The 15,743-nt window shown below is 74.1% G+C and carries 7 protein-coding genes; all 7 read left to right on the forward strand.

Translation table 11 applies throughout. The features are described 5' to 3' along the window. On the forward strand, window positions 1-7,397 hold a 7,397-nt coding region (locus ACFHW1_RS24950), incomplete at its 5' end, for an amino acid adenylation domain-containing protein (RefSeq protein ID WP_416616228.1). A 1-nt stretch (window position 7,398) separates the two neighbouring features. After that, window positions 7,399-9,177: a carbamoyltransferase gene (locus ACFHW1_RS24955; RefSeq protein WP_416616230.1), complete on the forward strand. Its 1,779-nt coding sequence runs from the start codon at window positions 7,399-7,401 to the stop codon at window positions 9,175-9,177. Beyond that, on the forward strand, window positions 9,170-12,466 hold the full coding sequence (locus tag ACFHW1_RS24960; protein WP_416616232.1) for an amino acid adenylation domain-containing protein: 3,297 nt from the start codon (window positions 9,170-9,172) through the stop codon (window positions 12,464-12,466). The genes ACFHW1_RS24955 and ACFHW1_RS24960 overlap by 8 nt, the downstream gene beginning before the upstream one ends. Before the next feature lie 19 nt (window positions 12,467-12,485). Then, the gene (locus ACFHW1_RS24965) at window positions 12,486-12,677 is read left to right on the forward strand and encodes an MbtH family protein (protein ID WP_416616234.1); all 192 of its coding nucleotides are present in this window, start codon (window positions 12,486-12,488) and stop codon (window positions 12,675-12,677) included. A gap of 53 nt (window positions 12,678-12,730) precedes the next feature. Then, a complete protein-coding gene (locus ACFHW1_RS24970; protein WP_416616236.1) occupies window positions 12,731-13,987 on the forward strand; it encodes an MFS transporter in 1,257 nt (418 codons plus the stop codon). Window positions 13,988-14,004: 17 nt separating this feature from the next. Next, on the forward strand, window positions 14,005-14,796 hold the full coding sequence (locus tag ACFHW1_RS24975; RefSeq protein ID WP_416616238.1) for a thioesterase II family protein: 792 nt from the start codon (window positions 14,005-14,007) through the stop codon (window positions 14,794-14,796). Further along, window positions 14,789-15,742, forward strand: coding sequence for a hypothetical protein (locus ACFHW1_RS24980; protein WP_416616239.1), 954 nt, complete (start codon window positions 14,789-14,791; stop codon window positions 15,740-15,742). Before ACFHW1_RS24975 ends, ACFHW1_RS24980 begins: the two co-directional genes overlap by 8 nt. Window position 15,743: the final 1 nt, after the last annotated feature.

A 15,743-nucleotide genomic window follows, 5' to 3' on the forward strand; every position in this document is an offset into this window, starting at 1 on the left:
AGGCCGACCTGGCCGCCTACCTGGTCGCCGCCGGCCCGGCACCGTCGCCGGACGAACTGCGCGCGTGGCTCGGCGGGCGGCTGCCGGACTACATGGTTCCCCGGTACCTCGTGCCGATGGACGTGCTGCCGCTCACCCCGCAGGGCAAGGTCGACCGCCGGGCTCTTCCCAAGCCGGCAGTGGCCCGGCCGGCCCTGCGCCAGCGGTACGAGGCGCCGATCGGCGAGGTGGAGGAGCTTCTCTCCAGGATCTGGGGCCGGGTGCTCGGCCTGGACCGGGTGGGCCGGCATGACAACTTCTTCGACCTGGGCGGCGACTCGATCCGCAGCATCCAGGTGCTCGGCCGGGTCCGCGACGCCGGACTCGCCCTGGGCCTCCAGGACCTGCTGGACGCGCCCACGCCGGCCGGACTGGCCGCCCACGTCGCCCCGGCCGGTCCCGTGCCCGCCCCGGAGAGCCGGCCGTTCGAGCTGGTCGCAGCGGCGGACCGGGCGGTGCTGCCGGCCGGGCTGGCGGACGCGTACCCGATGACACAGCTCCAGGTGGGCATGGTCTACGAGATGGAGCGCGACCCGGCGCGCAACGCGTACCACAACGTGGAGACGCTGCGGCTGGCCGGCCGGTTCGACGAGGCGCGCTTCCGGGCGGCGACCGGCCTGGTCGTGGCCCGGCACCCGGTGTTGCGCACGTCGTTCGACCTGACCGGCTTCGGCGAGCCGATGCAACTGGTCCACACCGCTGTCGAGGTGCCGTTCCTCGTCGTCGACCTGCGCCGGATGCCCACCGCCGAGCAGGCCGAGGCGCTCGACTGCTACCTGCGCGAGCAGCAACGGGCCCGGTTCGACCTCGCCACGGCCCCGCTCTGCCGGATGGCCGTGCACGTGCTCGCCGACGACGCGTTCCAGTGGACCATCACCGAGCACCACGCCATCCTGGACGGCTGGAGCATGGTCGCGACGATCGAGGAGATCACCGGCCTCTACCGCCGGCTGCTCGCCGGGGAACGCCCCGGCGTAGCGCCCCTGCGTTCGCTCTACCGGGACTTCGTCGCCACCGAACGCGCCGCCCTGCGGTCCGCGCGCAGCCGGGACTTCTGGCGGGAACGCCTCGCCGCAACCCCGGACGGGCGGCTTCCCCGGTGGCCCGCCGCCACGGTGGAGCCAGCCGCGGAGACGATTCCGGGCGAGCGGCACCGCCGCGACGAGGCCGCCGGCCACGGGTCGTTGGCCACACCGCTGCCGGCGGACCTGCTGCCCGACCTGACCGCGTTCGCCAGCCGCGCCGGGGTGCCGCTCAAGACCGTCGTGCTCGCCGCCCATCTGACCGTGATCGGCCTGCTCACCGGCGCGTCCGACGTGCTGATCGGGCTGACCGCGAACGGCCGGCTGGAGGAGACCGACGGCACCGAGGCCCGTGGGCTCTTCCTCAACACAGTGCCGCTGCGGGTGCGGCTGCCCGACGGCGGCTGGCACGAGCTGGCCGCGGCGGTCTTCCGCGCCGAGCGTGATCTGGTGCCGCACCGTCGGTACCCGATGGCCGCGGTCCAGCGGGACTTCGGCGGCGACCAGCCGCTGGTCGAAACCAACTTCACCTACAACAACTTCCACCGGATCGCCCGGCTGGCCACCGACGGCACGCTCGCCACCACGGGCACCGCGCCGGCGCTGCCCGGCGTCGCCCGCACCAACTTCCCGCTGGACGTGACGGTGAGCCACGAGCCCGGCGGCGGCCTGCTGCTGGAGATCGACTACACGCTCCAGGAGTTCGCCGCGGGTCAGATCACCCGGATCCGCGACTACCACCTGCGTGCCCTGCGTGCCATCGCCGGCGACGGTGCCGGCGAGGCGCACCGCCGCAACCACTCGCTGCTGGGCGCGGCGGAGGAACGGCTGCTCGCCTCCTGGCAGGGCACCGGGGCGACGGTCTCCGAAGCGGAGATCTCCGTTACCCCGGTGCACGAGCTGCTGCGGGAGCGGGCGGCCCGGTGGCCGGACGCGGTGGCGGTGGAGTCGGCGGCGGGGACGTTGACCCACGCGGGTCTGGACGCGCGTAGTGAGGTGTTGGCGTGCCGGCTTGCGGTGTCCGGGGTGCGTCGCGGGGATGTGGTGGGCCTGCACCTGCGGCCGGGTGTCGAGGCGGTGGTGGCGGTGTGGGCGGTGTGGAAGGCCGGTGGGGCGTTCCTGCCGCTGGATCCGGAGCTGCCGGTGGAGCGTTTGGCGGCGATGCTGGCGGACGCCCGGCCCGCCGTGGTCGTGTCGGCGGACGCGGATGTGGATCGGGTGTCTGGGTCGTGGCCGGTGGTGTCGCCGGATGCGGGCGCCGGGGTGGAGGGTGTGGTGCTGCCGCGGGTGGGTGTGCGGGACCTGGCGTATGTGATGTTCACGTCCGGGTCGAGTGGCCGGGCCAAGGGCGTGCTGGTCGAGCATGGCAGCCTGGCGAACTTCGCGGAGTCCCTGTTGCTGCCGCGGATGCGTCGGGCCGGTGTCGAACCGGGCCGGCCGGCCCGGGTGGTGACCGGGACGTCGGCGTTCATCTCCGACTTTTTCCTTGCCCAGTTGCTGCCGCTGTTGGACGGGCACCGGCTGCTGGTGCTCACGGGTGCGGAGGGTCGCGATCCGCGGCGTCTGGTCGAGCTGGCCCGGGACCCGGAGCGGGCGGTCCAGGTTATCGACGCCACCACGTCGCAGGTGCAGCTCATGGTGGAGGCGGGGCTGCTGGACGCCCCGTACCCACCGCGCCTGATCTCGGTGGGTGGCGAGGCGTGCCCGCCGGATCTGTGGCGGGCCCTGGGCTCCCGGCCGGGGCTGACCGCGCACAACACGTACGGGCCCGCAGAGGCGACGGTGGACGCCGTCTACGCCGACGTCGGGGCGTACCCGTCGCCGGTGCTGGGCCGTCCGTACGGGAACGTGCGGGTGTACCTGGTGGACGACGGTCTCGCGCTGGTGCCGCCGGGTGTGGTGGGCGAGATCGTTCTCGGTGGTCCCGGGGTGGGCCGGGGCTATCTGGGCCGGCCGGGGGCCACGGCGGCGGTCTTCGTGCCGGATCCGTGGGGCGCGTCGGGCGGCCGGTTGTACCGTACCGGCGACCTGGGCCGGTACACCGTGGACGGTCAGATCGAGTTCCTCGGCCGGGGCGACCATCAGGTGAAGATCCTCGGCCAGCGGGTCGAACCCGAGGAGGTCGAGGCCGTGCTGCGGGAGCATCCGGACGTGACAGCGGCGGCGGTGGGCGCGCAGCGCTTCGGCGCGGAGGGCGGGTCGCGGCTGGTCGCGTACGTGGTCGGGGACGTGGTCGGGGACGCCGGCCCGGACGACTTGCGGGTGTATCTGGCGGCGCGGTTGCCGGCCGCGGCGGTGCCGTCGGTGTTCGTGCCGGTGGACGCGCTGCCCACGACGGCCGGCGGCAAGCTGGACCGACGGGCGCTGACCGTACCCGACGACTTCGAGCCCGAGCCGGCCGGCCGGGACGTGGTCGCGCCGCGTACCGACACCGAGCGGCGGGTCGCCGAGGTCTGGCGGGACCTGCTCGGCCTCGCGCTGGTCGGCGTGCACGACGACTTCTTCGCCCTCGGCGGGCACTCCCTGCTCGCCGTCCGGCTCGTCATGCGCGTCGGCGCGGAACTGGGTGCCGGCCTGCCGCTGCACGAGATCTTCGCGCGGCCCACGGTCGCGGCGCAGGCGGCGCTGATCGACGAGCACACGACCGGCGAGGCTGGGCCGATCCCGCGCACCGCGCCCGACGGCGACACGCCGGCCTCGCACGCCCAGGAACGCCAGTGGTTCTTGTGGCGGCTCGACCCGGGCAGCGCGACGTACCACGTGCCGTGGGGCTACGAGATCTTCGGCGACCTCGATCCGGCCGTGCTCGGCGCGGCGGTGCGAGCCCTGGCCGAACGCCACGAGCCGCTCCGCACGACGCTGCACCTGGACGCGGCCGGACGGGTCGTGCAGCGCGTCGGTGCGGCCGGCGCGGCCGGCCTGGCGGTGCGGGACGCCGCCGAGGCGGACCTACCCGGCCTGATCGAGCGGGCAGTCCGCCGGCCCTTCGACCTCAGCGTCGGCCCTATACTGCGAGCGGACGTCTGGCGTACCGCTCCGGACCGGCACGTGCTGCTGTTCGTCGCCCACCACGTGGCCGTCGACGAGTGGTCCGTCGACGTGCTCGACCGCGAGCTGTGGGCGCTGTACCGGGCCGGCGGCGACGCCGCAGCGGCCGGCCTGCCGCCGATCGAGGTCAGCTACGCCGACTACGCGATGTGGCACCGCGACCTGGTGGCGCGCCGCGCCGACGACGACTTGGACTACTGGCGCCGGACGCTCGACGGGGCCGCACCCGCCTGGCCGAAGCCGTCCGTGACCCGCCCGGCGACCGTCACCGCGGGGGAGCGCACCCGGACCCTGCCCGCCGACCTGCTGGCCGGGCTGGACCGGATCCGTGCGCGGGCGGGAGCCACCGAGTTCGCCGCGCACCTCGCCGTCTACCTGCTCCTGCTGGCGCGGGTCTCTGGCGAACGGGACCTGACCGTCGGCGTCCCGGTCGCCGGCCGCTCCCACCCGGACCTGGCACCGCTCGTCGGCTTCTTCGTCAACACGCTCGCGCTGCGCGTGACGGTCCGCCCCGAGGACGACTTCGGCGCGCACCTGCGGCGTGTCCGCTCGGCTGTGCTGGACGCCTTCGCCCATCAGGAGGCGCCGTTCGAGCACGTGGTCCGGGCAGTGGCGGCGGACCGGGTGGACGGCGGCAACCCGTTGTTCCGTACCCTCTTCGCTTTCACCCCGGACGCGCCGGCAGCGGACCGGCTGGCCGCCGCAGCGCCCGGCCTGACCATGCGCGACCTGCGCCTCGGCGGTGGCGGCAAGCACTTCGACGTGACGCTCGGCGCGGCCCGCACGCCGGACGGGCTGCGACTCGACCTGGAGTTCGGCACCGACGTCCTGGCAGAGGCGGACGCCGACGAGCTGCTGGCGGCCTACGCCGACCTGCTGCGCACCCTGACCGGGTCGCCGCACGCCGCTGTCTCGGACCTGCTGGCGGCCAGCCCTCGGGAGCGGGAGCGGATCACCGCCTGGACCGGGGCCGGTGCCGTCGAGGGGCCCGTTACCCCGGTGCACGAGCTGCTGCGGGAGCGGGCGGCCCGGTGGCCGGACGCGGTGGCGGTGGAGTCGGCGGCGGGGACGTTGACCCACGCGGGTCTGGACGCGCGTAGTGAGGTGTTGGCGTGCCGGCTTGCGGTGTCCGGGGTGCGTCGCGGGGATGTGGTGGGCCTGCACCTGCGGCCGGGTGTCGAGGCGGTGGTGGCGGTGTGGGCGGTGTGGAAGGCCGGTGGGGCGTTCCTGCCGCTGGATCCGGAGCTGCCGGTGGAGCGTTTGGCGGCGATGCTGGCGGACGCCCGGCCCGCCGTGGTCGTGTCGGCGGACGCGGATGTGGATCGGGTGTCTGGGTCGTGGCCGGTGGTGTCGCCGGATGCGGGCGCCGGGGTGGAGGGTGTGGTGCTGCCGCGGGTGGGTGTGCGGGACCTGGCGTATGTGATGTTCACGTCCGGGTCGAGTGGCCGGGCCAAGGGCGTGCTGGTCGAGCATGGCAGCCTGGCGAACTTCGCGGAGTCCCTGTTGCTGCCGCGGATGCGTCGGGCCGGTGTCGAACCGGGCCGGCCGGCCCGGGTGGTGACCGGGACGTCGGCGTTCATCTCCGACTTTTTCCTTGCCCAGTTGCTGCCGCTGTTGGACGGGCACCGGCTGCTGGTGCTCACGGGTGCGGAGGGTCGCGATCCGCGGCGTCTGGTCGAGCTGGCCCGGGACCCGGAGCGGGCGGTCCAGGTTATCGACGCCACCACGTCGCAGGTGCAGCTCATGGTGGAGGCGGGGCTGCTGGACGCCCCGTACCCACCGCGCCTGATCTCGGTGGGTGGCGAGGCGTGCCCGCCGGATCTGTGGCGGGCCCTGGGCTCCCGGCCGGGGCTGACCGCGCACAACACGTACGGGCCCGCAGAGGCGACGGTGGACGCCGTCTACGCCGACGTCGGGGCGTACCCGTCGCCGGTGCTGGGCCGTCCGTACGGGAACGTGCGGGTGTACCTGGTGGACGACGGTCTCGCGCTGGTGCCGCCGGGTGTGGTGGGCGAGATCGTTCTCGGTGGTCCCGGGGTGGGCCGGGGCTATCTGGGCCGGCCGGGGGCCACGGCGGCGGTCTTCGTGCCGGATCCGTGGGGCGCGTCGGGCGGCCGGTTGTACCGTACCGGCGACCTGGGCCGGTACACCGTGGACGGTCAGATCGAGTTCCTCGGCCGGGGCGACCATCAGGTGAAGATCCTCGGCCAGCGGGTCGAACCCGAGGAGGTCGAGGCCGTACCCGACGGTGCCGAACCAGCCGAGCGGACCGTTCCGGCCACCGGGACCGAGCGGCGGATCGCGGCGGTCTGGCGGGACCTGCTCGGCGTCGTCCGGGTGGGCGTGCACGACGACTTCTTCGCTCTGGGCGGGCACTCCCTGCTCGCGGTCCGGCTGGCTATGGCGCTGGGCCGCGAGTTCCGGATCGAGATCCCGCTCGCCACCCTCTACACCGCGCCGACCGTCGCCGAGCAGGCCGGCCGGCTCGACGCGCTGCTGCGTCGCGAGGGCGGCGACGGCGGCAACGTGATCCGGCTCGACGGCGTCCCGGGCGGGCGCCCGCTCGTGCTCGTCCACCCGGTCGGCGGCACCCTGTTCAGCTACCGGGACCTGCTCGCCGAGACACGGGCCGACTTCGAGACGTACGGCGTCCAGGGACGGTTCGGTGCCGGGGAGACCGGCGCCGCCGATGTCGCCGGCCTGGCCCGGCGCTACGCCGAGGAACTCGTCCCGGTCCTCGAGGACCGGGAGCCGGTGGTCGCCGGCTGGTCGGCCGGCGGCGTCATCGCCCACGAACTCGCCCGGGCGCTGGCAGAGCACGGCATCCGCACCCACCAGCTCGTTCTCGTGGACGCCGACCCCCGCATCGACCCGGCGGACTACCGCGGCGACATCGCCGTCCTCGACGACCTGCGCCACCGGGTCGCCGCCGAGGGACCGGGACCGCTGCTGCGGTCCGCCGGCGCCGGTCGGCTCCTCGCCACCCTGGGTGTCGACCCGGCGGCCGTTGCCGACCTGGACGGTCCCACCGCCGCCGGCCTCGTCACCTTCTGGCGTGACGTGTTCGCCGGCCTCGCCGCGCACCGGCCCGCCCCGTTCCCCGGCCCGGCCGCGCTGATCCTCGGCCGCGGCCCCGACCGCGACCCGATCGCCACCGCCTGGCGCGACCTGACCGGCTCGCTCACGGTCACCGACGTCGACGGCGACCACTTCGAACTCTTGCACCACCCCCGGGTGACGGCCGTCGCCGACGCCCTCCGCGGCTTCACCGCACAGACAGGAGATTGACGTGCTGGTCCTCGGTATCAGTGGTCTCGACCGGGCCGCCGCGCTCAAGAAACGGATGATGCCCGGGCTCGACTGGCGCGAGCAGCGCCTGGTGCAGGGCCTCGACTCGGCCGCCGCGCTGGTCGACGAGAACGGCGTCATCGCGGCCTCGGCGCAGGAACGCCACGACGGCGAGAAGGGCACCGGCGCCTTTCCGGCCGATGCCGTGGCCGCGTGCCTGCGCCAGGCCGGGGCCACGATGGACGACGTCGACTTCGTCGCGCACGGCTTCCGGTACGAGCCGTCCCCGGTCTTCGAGCTGGACGACTACCTGCGGCGCTGGTACCAGGAGGCGTACCGGGCGGAGGTCCAGTTCGACGTGCTCCGGGCGTACTACCCGGATCAGGACTGGGACCGCAAGCTGGTCCGCGTCCCGCACCACCTCGCACACGCCGCCAGCAGCTACCACCTCAGTGGCTTCCGCGACGCGGTGGTGCTGGTCGCCGACGGCATGGGGGAGAGCGAGTCCACGTCGCTGTTCCGTGGGCGCGACGGCCGGCTGGAGCCGCTGCGCAGCTACCCGATCGGCAGCTCGCTGGGCATCCTCTACAGCGTCGTCACGCAGTACCTCGGCTTCCTGCCCGGCATGGACGAGTACAAGGTGATGGGGCTCGCGCCGTACGGCGACCCCGGCGCTTTCCCGGAGGCCACGCTGGTGGTACCCCGGCCGGGCGGCGACCTCGCCGTGCCGGTGCTGGCCCACGACAAGACACCGGAGGAGCGCGAGACCCACCGGGGCGCGATCCGCCGCCTCGAGGAGCTGTTCGGGCCGGCGCGCCGCCCCGACGCCCCGGTCACCCAGCGTCACATGGACGTCGCCGCGGTGGTGCAGCGGGCGGTGGAGGAGGGGCTGTTCCTGGTCCTCGGCGAGGGTCTGGACGCCACCGGAGAGACGTCCCGGAACCTCTGCATGGCCGGCGGTGTCGCCCTGAACTGCACCGCCAACGGCAGGATCGCCCGCAGCGGCCGGTTCGACGGGATGTTCGTCCAGCCCGCCGCCGGCGACGACGGGACCGCCCTCGGCGCCGCACTGCACGTGCTGCGCGAGCGGGTGCCGGCCGCACCGTGGGCGATGGGCATGCCGTACTGGGGGGAGGAGTTCGACGACACCGAGATCGAGACGGGCCTTGCCACGCTCGGGCCCGGCCATCGGGTGCGGCACCTGCCCGGCGCCCCGATGCTCGCCGAGGTGTCCGGCCTGATCGGCTCCGGCGCGGTGGTCGCCTGGTACCAGGGGCGTATGGAGTTCGGGCCACGCGCCCTCGGCAACCGCAGCATCCTGGCCGACCCCACCGTCCCGGACATGCGCGCGCACCTCAACGCGATGGTCAAGCAGCGCGAGGAGTTCCGGCCGTTCGCCCCGGCCGTGCCCGCCGAAGTGGCCGGCGAGTACTTCGAGATCGAACCCGGCCGGGAGGGCGTCTTCCGACACATGCTCTTCGTCACCCAGGTGCGCGAGCAGCACCGCGCCGCCCTGCCGGCGGTCACCCACGTCGACGGCTCGGCCCGGGTCCAGGTGGTCGAGCCGGACCTGGCGCCGCGCTTCCACGCCCTGATCTGTCGCTTCGGCACCGACCACGGCACGCCGGTGCTGCTCAACACTTCGTTCAACCTGCGCGGCCAGCCGATCGTGCGGACCCCGGCCGAGGCCGTCGCCACCTATGCCCGGTCCACCCTCGACGCCCTGGCGATCGGCGACTGGCTGGTCGTGCGGGAGCCGGCCGGAGGCTCCGATGACTGACCGGCGTGAAGTCACCGACGGTCTGCGCGAGACCGTCACCGGGATCTGGTGCGCGGTGCTCGGTGCCGACCACGTCGACCCCGAGGACGATTTCTTCGCCGTCGGCGGCGACTCCGCGCTGGCCGTAGAGACCGCCATCAGCCTGCGCGCGCTCACCGGCACCGAGCTCGACCTGGACATCCTCTACCAGTACCCGGAGTTCGGCCGGCTCCTGTCGTTCCTCACCGACCCGCGGCCCGGGCGCGCCGAGCGCCCGCTCACCGCCGCCGAGGAACGGCTGTGGTTCGCCGAGCGGCTGAACCCCGGGTCGCCGCGTTACCACATCGCCGCGCTCTACCGGTTCCCCGGGCGCATCGACGTGCCGCGGCTGCGGACTGCCCTGGACCGGCTCGTCGAGCGGCACGACGCGCTGCGCCGCGGCTTCGAGGCACCGGGCCGAGCGGTGACCGAGGCTCGGTCGAGCGCCTCCTGCCGCTGGCTGGACGCCCGGGACCTGCCGGCCGACGAGCTGCGCGAGGTGCTGGACGAGCACGCCCGGCGGCCGTTCGACCTGGCCCGGCCGCCGCTGCTGCGGGCCCTGGCCGTCGACGGCGGCGAGGGCGACGACCTGCTCCTGCTCACCGTGCACCACCTGGTCTGCGACGGTGCCTCGCTGGCGATCCTGGAGGACGACCTGGGCCGGCTCTACGCCGGCGGCGAGGCCGCACCACCGGCCGCACCACCGGCCGCCGGCCGGCTCATCGACCCGGACGACGCCCGCGCGTACTGGCGGCGGGTGCTCGTCGGCGCGCCCCGGGGCATCGCGCTGCCGCACGACCTGCCGCGGCCCGACGTGCTGGACGGCACCGGCGACGTGCACCCGCTGACCGCTCCCGAGGAACTGCTCGCGGGCATGGCCGAGCTGGCCCGCCAGGAACGGCTCAGCCCGTTCATGACCTGGATCGTGGCCTACGTGGCCGGGCTGGTCGCGCAGACCGGCGAACGCGACGTCGTGATCGGCATCGCGGTCTCCTCACGGCCCGCCGGTCGGCGCGACGAGATCGGGATGTTCGTGGATCCGGTGCCGCTGCGGCTCGCCGTCGCGGCTGGTGCCACCGCCCGGGACCTGGCCCGCCAGGTACGCCGGGCCGCCACCGAGGCGCTGGCCCATCGGGGCGTGCCGTTCCAGACCATCGTGGAAGATCTCGGCCCCGGCGGCGATCCGGCCCGCGCGCCGCTCGTCCAGGCCGGCCTCACCTACCTCGACGCGGCTGGCCGCGGGCTGCGGCTCGACGGCCTGACCGGCCGGCGCGAGCTGCTGCCCACCGGGACCGCCAAGTACGAGCTGCTGTGGTCGGTGACCCGGGAGGCGGACCGCACCGTCACCGAGTTCGAGTACGCCGGCGGGCTCTTCTCCGCCGAGCGGGCGGCGGAGGTGCACGGTGCGTTCATCGCGGCCGCCCGCTCGGCGTTCGCCCGGCCGGACGCGCCGCTGTGCCTGCCCGCGGACCCCGGCGCGCCGGGGTCCGGGACACCCGCCCGGCGCCCCCTTCCCGAGCTCGTCCGCCGGTGGGCCCGGCAGCAACCGGACGCGCCCGCCGTGCGGCACCGGGACGTCGAGCTCACCTACCGGGAACTGGACGAGCGGGCCGTCGCCATCGCGAGCGGGCTGCGCGCCGCAGGGCTGCGCCGGGGCTCCGTGGTGGCGGTGCCGATGCCGCGCGGAGTGGACGCGATCTGCGCGTACCTCGGCATCTCCTACGCCGGCGGCGCCTACCTCCCGCTCGACCCCGGTCAGCCGGTCGAGCGGGTTCGCTCCGCGGTCCGCGGGGTGGCCGACGCGGCGCTGGTCGCCGGGACACCGCCGCCGCTGCCCGCCGAGCTACCCGTGCTGCGCGTCGAGGACCTGCCCGGCGTGCCGGCCGACGCGGCGGTTCCGGTGCGGCTCGTCGGCGAGGACGCCGCCTACCTGATGTCCACCTCGGGCTCCACCGGGCGGCCAAAGACCGTGGTGGTCCCGCACCGAGGGATCAGCCGGCTCGTTCCAAACGCCGAGGGCCTCACCTACCACCGCGACGACCGGGTGGCACACCTGTGCAACCCGGCGTTCGACGCGGCCGTCCTGGAGATCTGGGGCGCGCTCGGTGCCGGTGCCGTGCTGGAGATCGGCGACAAGGAGGACGCCCTGTCGCCGACCCGGCTGCGCGCCTTCCTCGGCGGCCGCCGGATCAGCGTCCTGGGCCTGCCCACCGCGCTGCTCAACACGGTGATCGACATCGCGCCGGACGCGCTGGCGGAGCTGCGGCTACTGGTCTTCGGCGGGGAGAAGGCCGACGAGCAACGCCTGGCCCGGCTGATGGCCGGCCGGCCGCCCGCCCGCGTCATGAACGTCTACGGCCCCACCGAGAACACCACGGTCAGCACCCTGCAACGGGTCACCCCGGCGGACCTCGACCCGGGGCCGCTGCCGATCGGGCACGCCGTGTCCGGCTCGACCGCGTACGCCCTCGGTCCGGGTGGCGAGCCGGTCCCGTCCGGCGCCGAGGGCGAGCTTTACGTCGGCGGCGCGGGCCTGGCCCGCGGTTATCACGGCAACCCCGCGCTCACCGCGGACCGCTTCGTTCCCGACCCGTTCGGCCCGGACGCCGGTGGCCGCCTCTACCGCACCGGCGACCGGGTGCGGCCCCGGGCGGACGGTGCGTTCCACTTCGTCGGCCGGGTGGACGACCAGGTGAAGGTGCGCGGCTTCCGAGTGGAGCTGGGCGAGATCGAGCACGCGCTGCGCTCGCTGCCCGGCGTCACCGACGCGGTGGTCCTAGCCCGTGCCACGCCCACCAGCACCGAACTGCTCGCCCACGTCGCCGGCACCGCCGACCCCGCCGGGCTCACCGCGCGGCTGCGCGACCTGCTGCCCGACTACATGGTCCCCGCCCTGGTGGTGGTGACCGACCAGCTGCCGTTGAACACGAACGGCAAGGTGGACCGGGCCGCGCTGCTGTCCGCCTGGTCCCGGGACGGCGACCCTGCGCCCGGATCCCCGGAGGCCGCACCACCGGAAGCTAGACCTTCCGACGCCCTCACCGACGCCGTCGGTGCCCTCTGGTGCGAGGCACTGGGCATCGCCCAGGCCCGCCCCGAGGACAGTTTCGTGGCCCTGGGCGGCCACTCGATCAAGGCCCTGAAACTGCTCGCCCGGGTGGACGAGATGTTCGGCGTGGCCCTGGACCTCGCCGACTTTCTGGCCGAACCCACCATGCGCGGCCTCGTCACCGCCGTCGAGCGCCGGCGCGCACCCGCACCTCCCCGCTGAGATCCGAAAGGACAAGACCATGAGCGACCAGTACGACGTCGTCGTCAACGACGAGGAGCAGTACTCCATCTGGGCCGCCGGCCGTACCCTCCCTGCCGGTTGGAACACCGTCGGCGTGCGCGGGACCCGGGAGGAGTGCCTGGAGTTCATCGACGAGACCTGGACCGACATGCGGCCGCGTAGCCTGCGCGTCGCCATGGGCGAGCGCTGACGGCGGCGCGGCAGCCCAACCCGCCGCCGCCCGCGACACGGAGGATGAATCTCATGTGGACGCTCTTGCGTACCAACCGGCGCTTCCGCCGGATCTTCGCCGGCAACGTGGTGACCAGCTTCGGGGAAAGCGCCGTCTATCTCTCGCTGGCCATCTGGGTCAAGGACCTGACAGGCTCGAACGCGGCGGCCGGTATCGTATTCCTCACCATCGCGGCGCCCGGGCTGTTCGCGCCGTTGCTCGGCCACGTCGTCGACCGGGTCAGCCGGCGGCGGCTGATGATCGGCATGGATCTCGGCATGGCGGTCCTGTTCCTCAGCCTGCTGGCGGTGCGCGACGCCGGCCAGGTGTGGATCATCTACCTGGTCACGTTCGCATACGGCGTGTTCTCCGCCAGCCCGGCCCCGCCTGCGCTGCTCAAGGATGTGCTGCCGTCGGCGGACGCGGCGGCGGCGCGCTCCCTGATCCTCGCGACCGGGGAGGGCGTTCGGATCGTCTCGCCGGTGGCCGGCGCGGCGGTGTACGTGGCCTTCGGCGGCGGCGCGCTGGCCATGTTCGGCACCGTGACCTTCACCGTGGCCGCCCTGCTGCTCGTCTCCGTGCAGGTGGTGGAGTCGGCGCCGGAACCGGCCGCCGAGCGGTTCCGTACGTCGGTGGCCGCTGGGTTCCGCTTCGTCGCCACCGTGCCGATACTGCTGCGCCTGGCGGCCACCACCTTGGCCTTCATGACCGTCGTGGGGATGCTGGAGACCGCCATCTTCGCCGCGAACCAGGGGCTGGGCCGCCCGGCCGCCTTCCTCGGCGTGATCACGTCGGTGCAGGGTGCCGGGTCGGTGGCCGGCGGACTGGTCGCCGGGGCGGCGGTGCGGCGGTGGGGCGAGGTCCGGGCGACCGGTGCGGGCTACGCGCTGATCGCCGTCGGCCTGCTGCTGTGCCTGGCCGGTGACGTCCCGTTGTTCCTGGTCGGGGTGGCCGCGTTCGGCCTTGGCCTGCCGTTCGTGGTGATCTCCCTGGGCACCGCCCTGCATCTCTACACCCCGGCGCGCATGCAGGGCCGGGTTAACGCCGCGGTGAGCAGCGTCACCGGCACCGCGCAGGCGGTGTCCATCGCCGTGGGCGCCGCACTCATCGGCGTGCTCGGCTACCACGCCATGTACCTGATCATGGCCGCTACCGCGGTGCTCTGCGCCGTCTCGCTGCTGGCCGGGCGCGTCGCCCGGCCAGAGGTGGCGCCGTCGGTGGCCGACGACGACAGCGCGGCCGCCGGACTTGAGCCGGGAGCCGGGCTCGAACCGAAAGTCAGCCGGTAGGCAGGAGAAACCGACCCGTGAACCCCATCGCCACCCACCCGGCGGCCGGCCGCGCGCGCGGCTGGATCGCCGGCCCCCGGCCCGTGTACCCGCCCGCCCTCCGGCTGTTCTGCCTGCCCTACGCGGGTGGCGCGGCCCAGGCGTACGAGTCGTGGCGCGGCGCGCTCGGCGCCGACGTCGAGGTGTGCCCGATCGAGCTGCCCGGCCGGGGTGCCCGGCTGCGGGAACGTTCGTACACCCGGCTCGAACCGCTCGTCGACGCACTGGCCACAGCCATCACCGCTGAGCTGGACGTGCCGTACGCGCTGTTCGGGCACAGCATGGGCGCGCTCGTCGCCTTCGAGACCGCGGCCGAGCTGCACCGCCGTGGCGACCGCCGGCCGGAGGTGCTGTTCGTTTCCGGCACCCCGGCACCCCGGCTCGGCCGCAGGCACCCGCCCCTGCACGCCGCGTCCGACGCCGACCTGACGGCCCGGCTGGAGACGCTGGGCGGGCTGCCGGACGAACTGCGCGACGAGTCGGAGCTGCTGCGGTGCTTCCTGCCGGCGATCCGGGCCGACTTCGCGGTCTTCGAGACGTACGAGTACCGGGCTCGGCCCCCGCTCGGCTGCCCGGTGGTCGCCTTCACCGGCAGCGACGACCACGAACTGCCGCCTGCGCGCCTGGCGCCCTGGGCGGCGGAGAGCACCGGCCGGTTCGCCTGCCATGTGCTCCCCGGCGGCCACTTCTTCCCGCGTACGTCGCAGGCCGCGCTGCTGCGTCTGGTCCGCGCGGCCCTACCGACCCAGAGGAGCTACGGTGATGCCTGAACACACCACCACCACCCTCGCCCCGGAGATCTCCGCCGTCTGGCATTCCATGGCGATGCCGCGTGGGTCCCGCGTCGACTTCGCCGACCTGGAACGGGCCGGGATGGTCACCCGCATGGGCGCCGGATCATACGCCGCGAGCGGGCTCCTCGCACAGTTGCTCACCCGGTTCGACGACCGGATCCGGGCGATGGCCGAGCGGGACTTCGGCGCGGTCGAGAACCGCTATCCCGCTCTCGTCCCGACCGCCGTGCTGCACCGGGCCGGCTACTTCGACGCGTTCCCGCACCTGCTGATGACCGCCGGCCGATTCCGCACCGACACTGAGCCGCAGTGGCTCGCAGACCCTGCCGGCGCGGCCAAGGTGCTGCACGACCGGACCGAACCGACCTCGTACTGCCTCTCGCCGACCGTCTGCTATCACGCGTACCAGCAGTTCGCCGGGCGTGAGGTGCTCGCCGCCGGCACCGTCGTCACAGCCTGCGGCAGGATCTTCCGCTTCGAGGCGGAGGACCACCGCACGCTGGAACGGCTGTGGGACTTCACCATGCGCGAGGTGGTCTTCTTCGGCAGCCGCGAGGCCGTCGCCGAACTGCGCAGGACCATGGTCGCGGCGGTCTGCCGGCTGGTCGACGACCTGCGCCTCGCCGGCCATGTCGAGGTCGCGAACGACCCGTTCTTCGGCGGCGGCGCCACCGCCAAGCGGGTCATGGTGCAGCGCGCCCTGAAGATGAAGTACGAGCTGGTGATGCCGGTGGCCGAGGGGCGCACCGTCGCGGTCGGCTCGTTCAACCTGCACGGCAGCAAGTTCGGCAGCGCCTTCGGCATCACCACCCCCGACGGGTCGCCGGCGTACTCCGGCTGCATCGGCATCGGGCTGGAACGGATCGCGTACGCCTTCCTGTGCCGCCACGGCATCGACCCGGCTGGTTGGCCGGAGATCTGAG

Source organism: Micromonospora sp. LOL_014, from assembly GCF_048060245.1.
Classification (GTDB): domain Bacteria; phylum Actinomycetota; class Actinomycetes; order Mycobacteriales; family Micromonosporaceae; genus Micromonospora_E.

Coding starts and splice junctions, on each gene's coding strand:
- ACFHW1_RS24965 (WP_416616234.1), top strand. CDS start 12,486: ATGAGCGACCAGTACGACGTCGTCGTCAACGACGAGGAGCAGTACTCC.
- ACFHW1_RS24980 (WP_416616239.1), top strand. CDS start 14,789: ATGCCTGAACACACCACCACCACCCTCGCCCCGGAGATCTCCGCCGTC.
- ACFHW1_RS24970 (WP_416616236.1), top strand. CDS start 12,731: ATGTGGACGCTCTTGCGTACCAACCGGCGCTTCCGCCGGATCTTCGCC.
- ACFHW1_RS24960 (WP_416616232.1), top strand. CDS start 9,170: ATGACTGACCGGCGTGAAGTCACCGACGGTCTGCGCGAGACCGTCACC.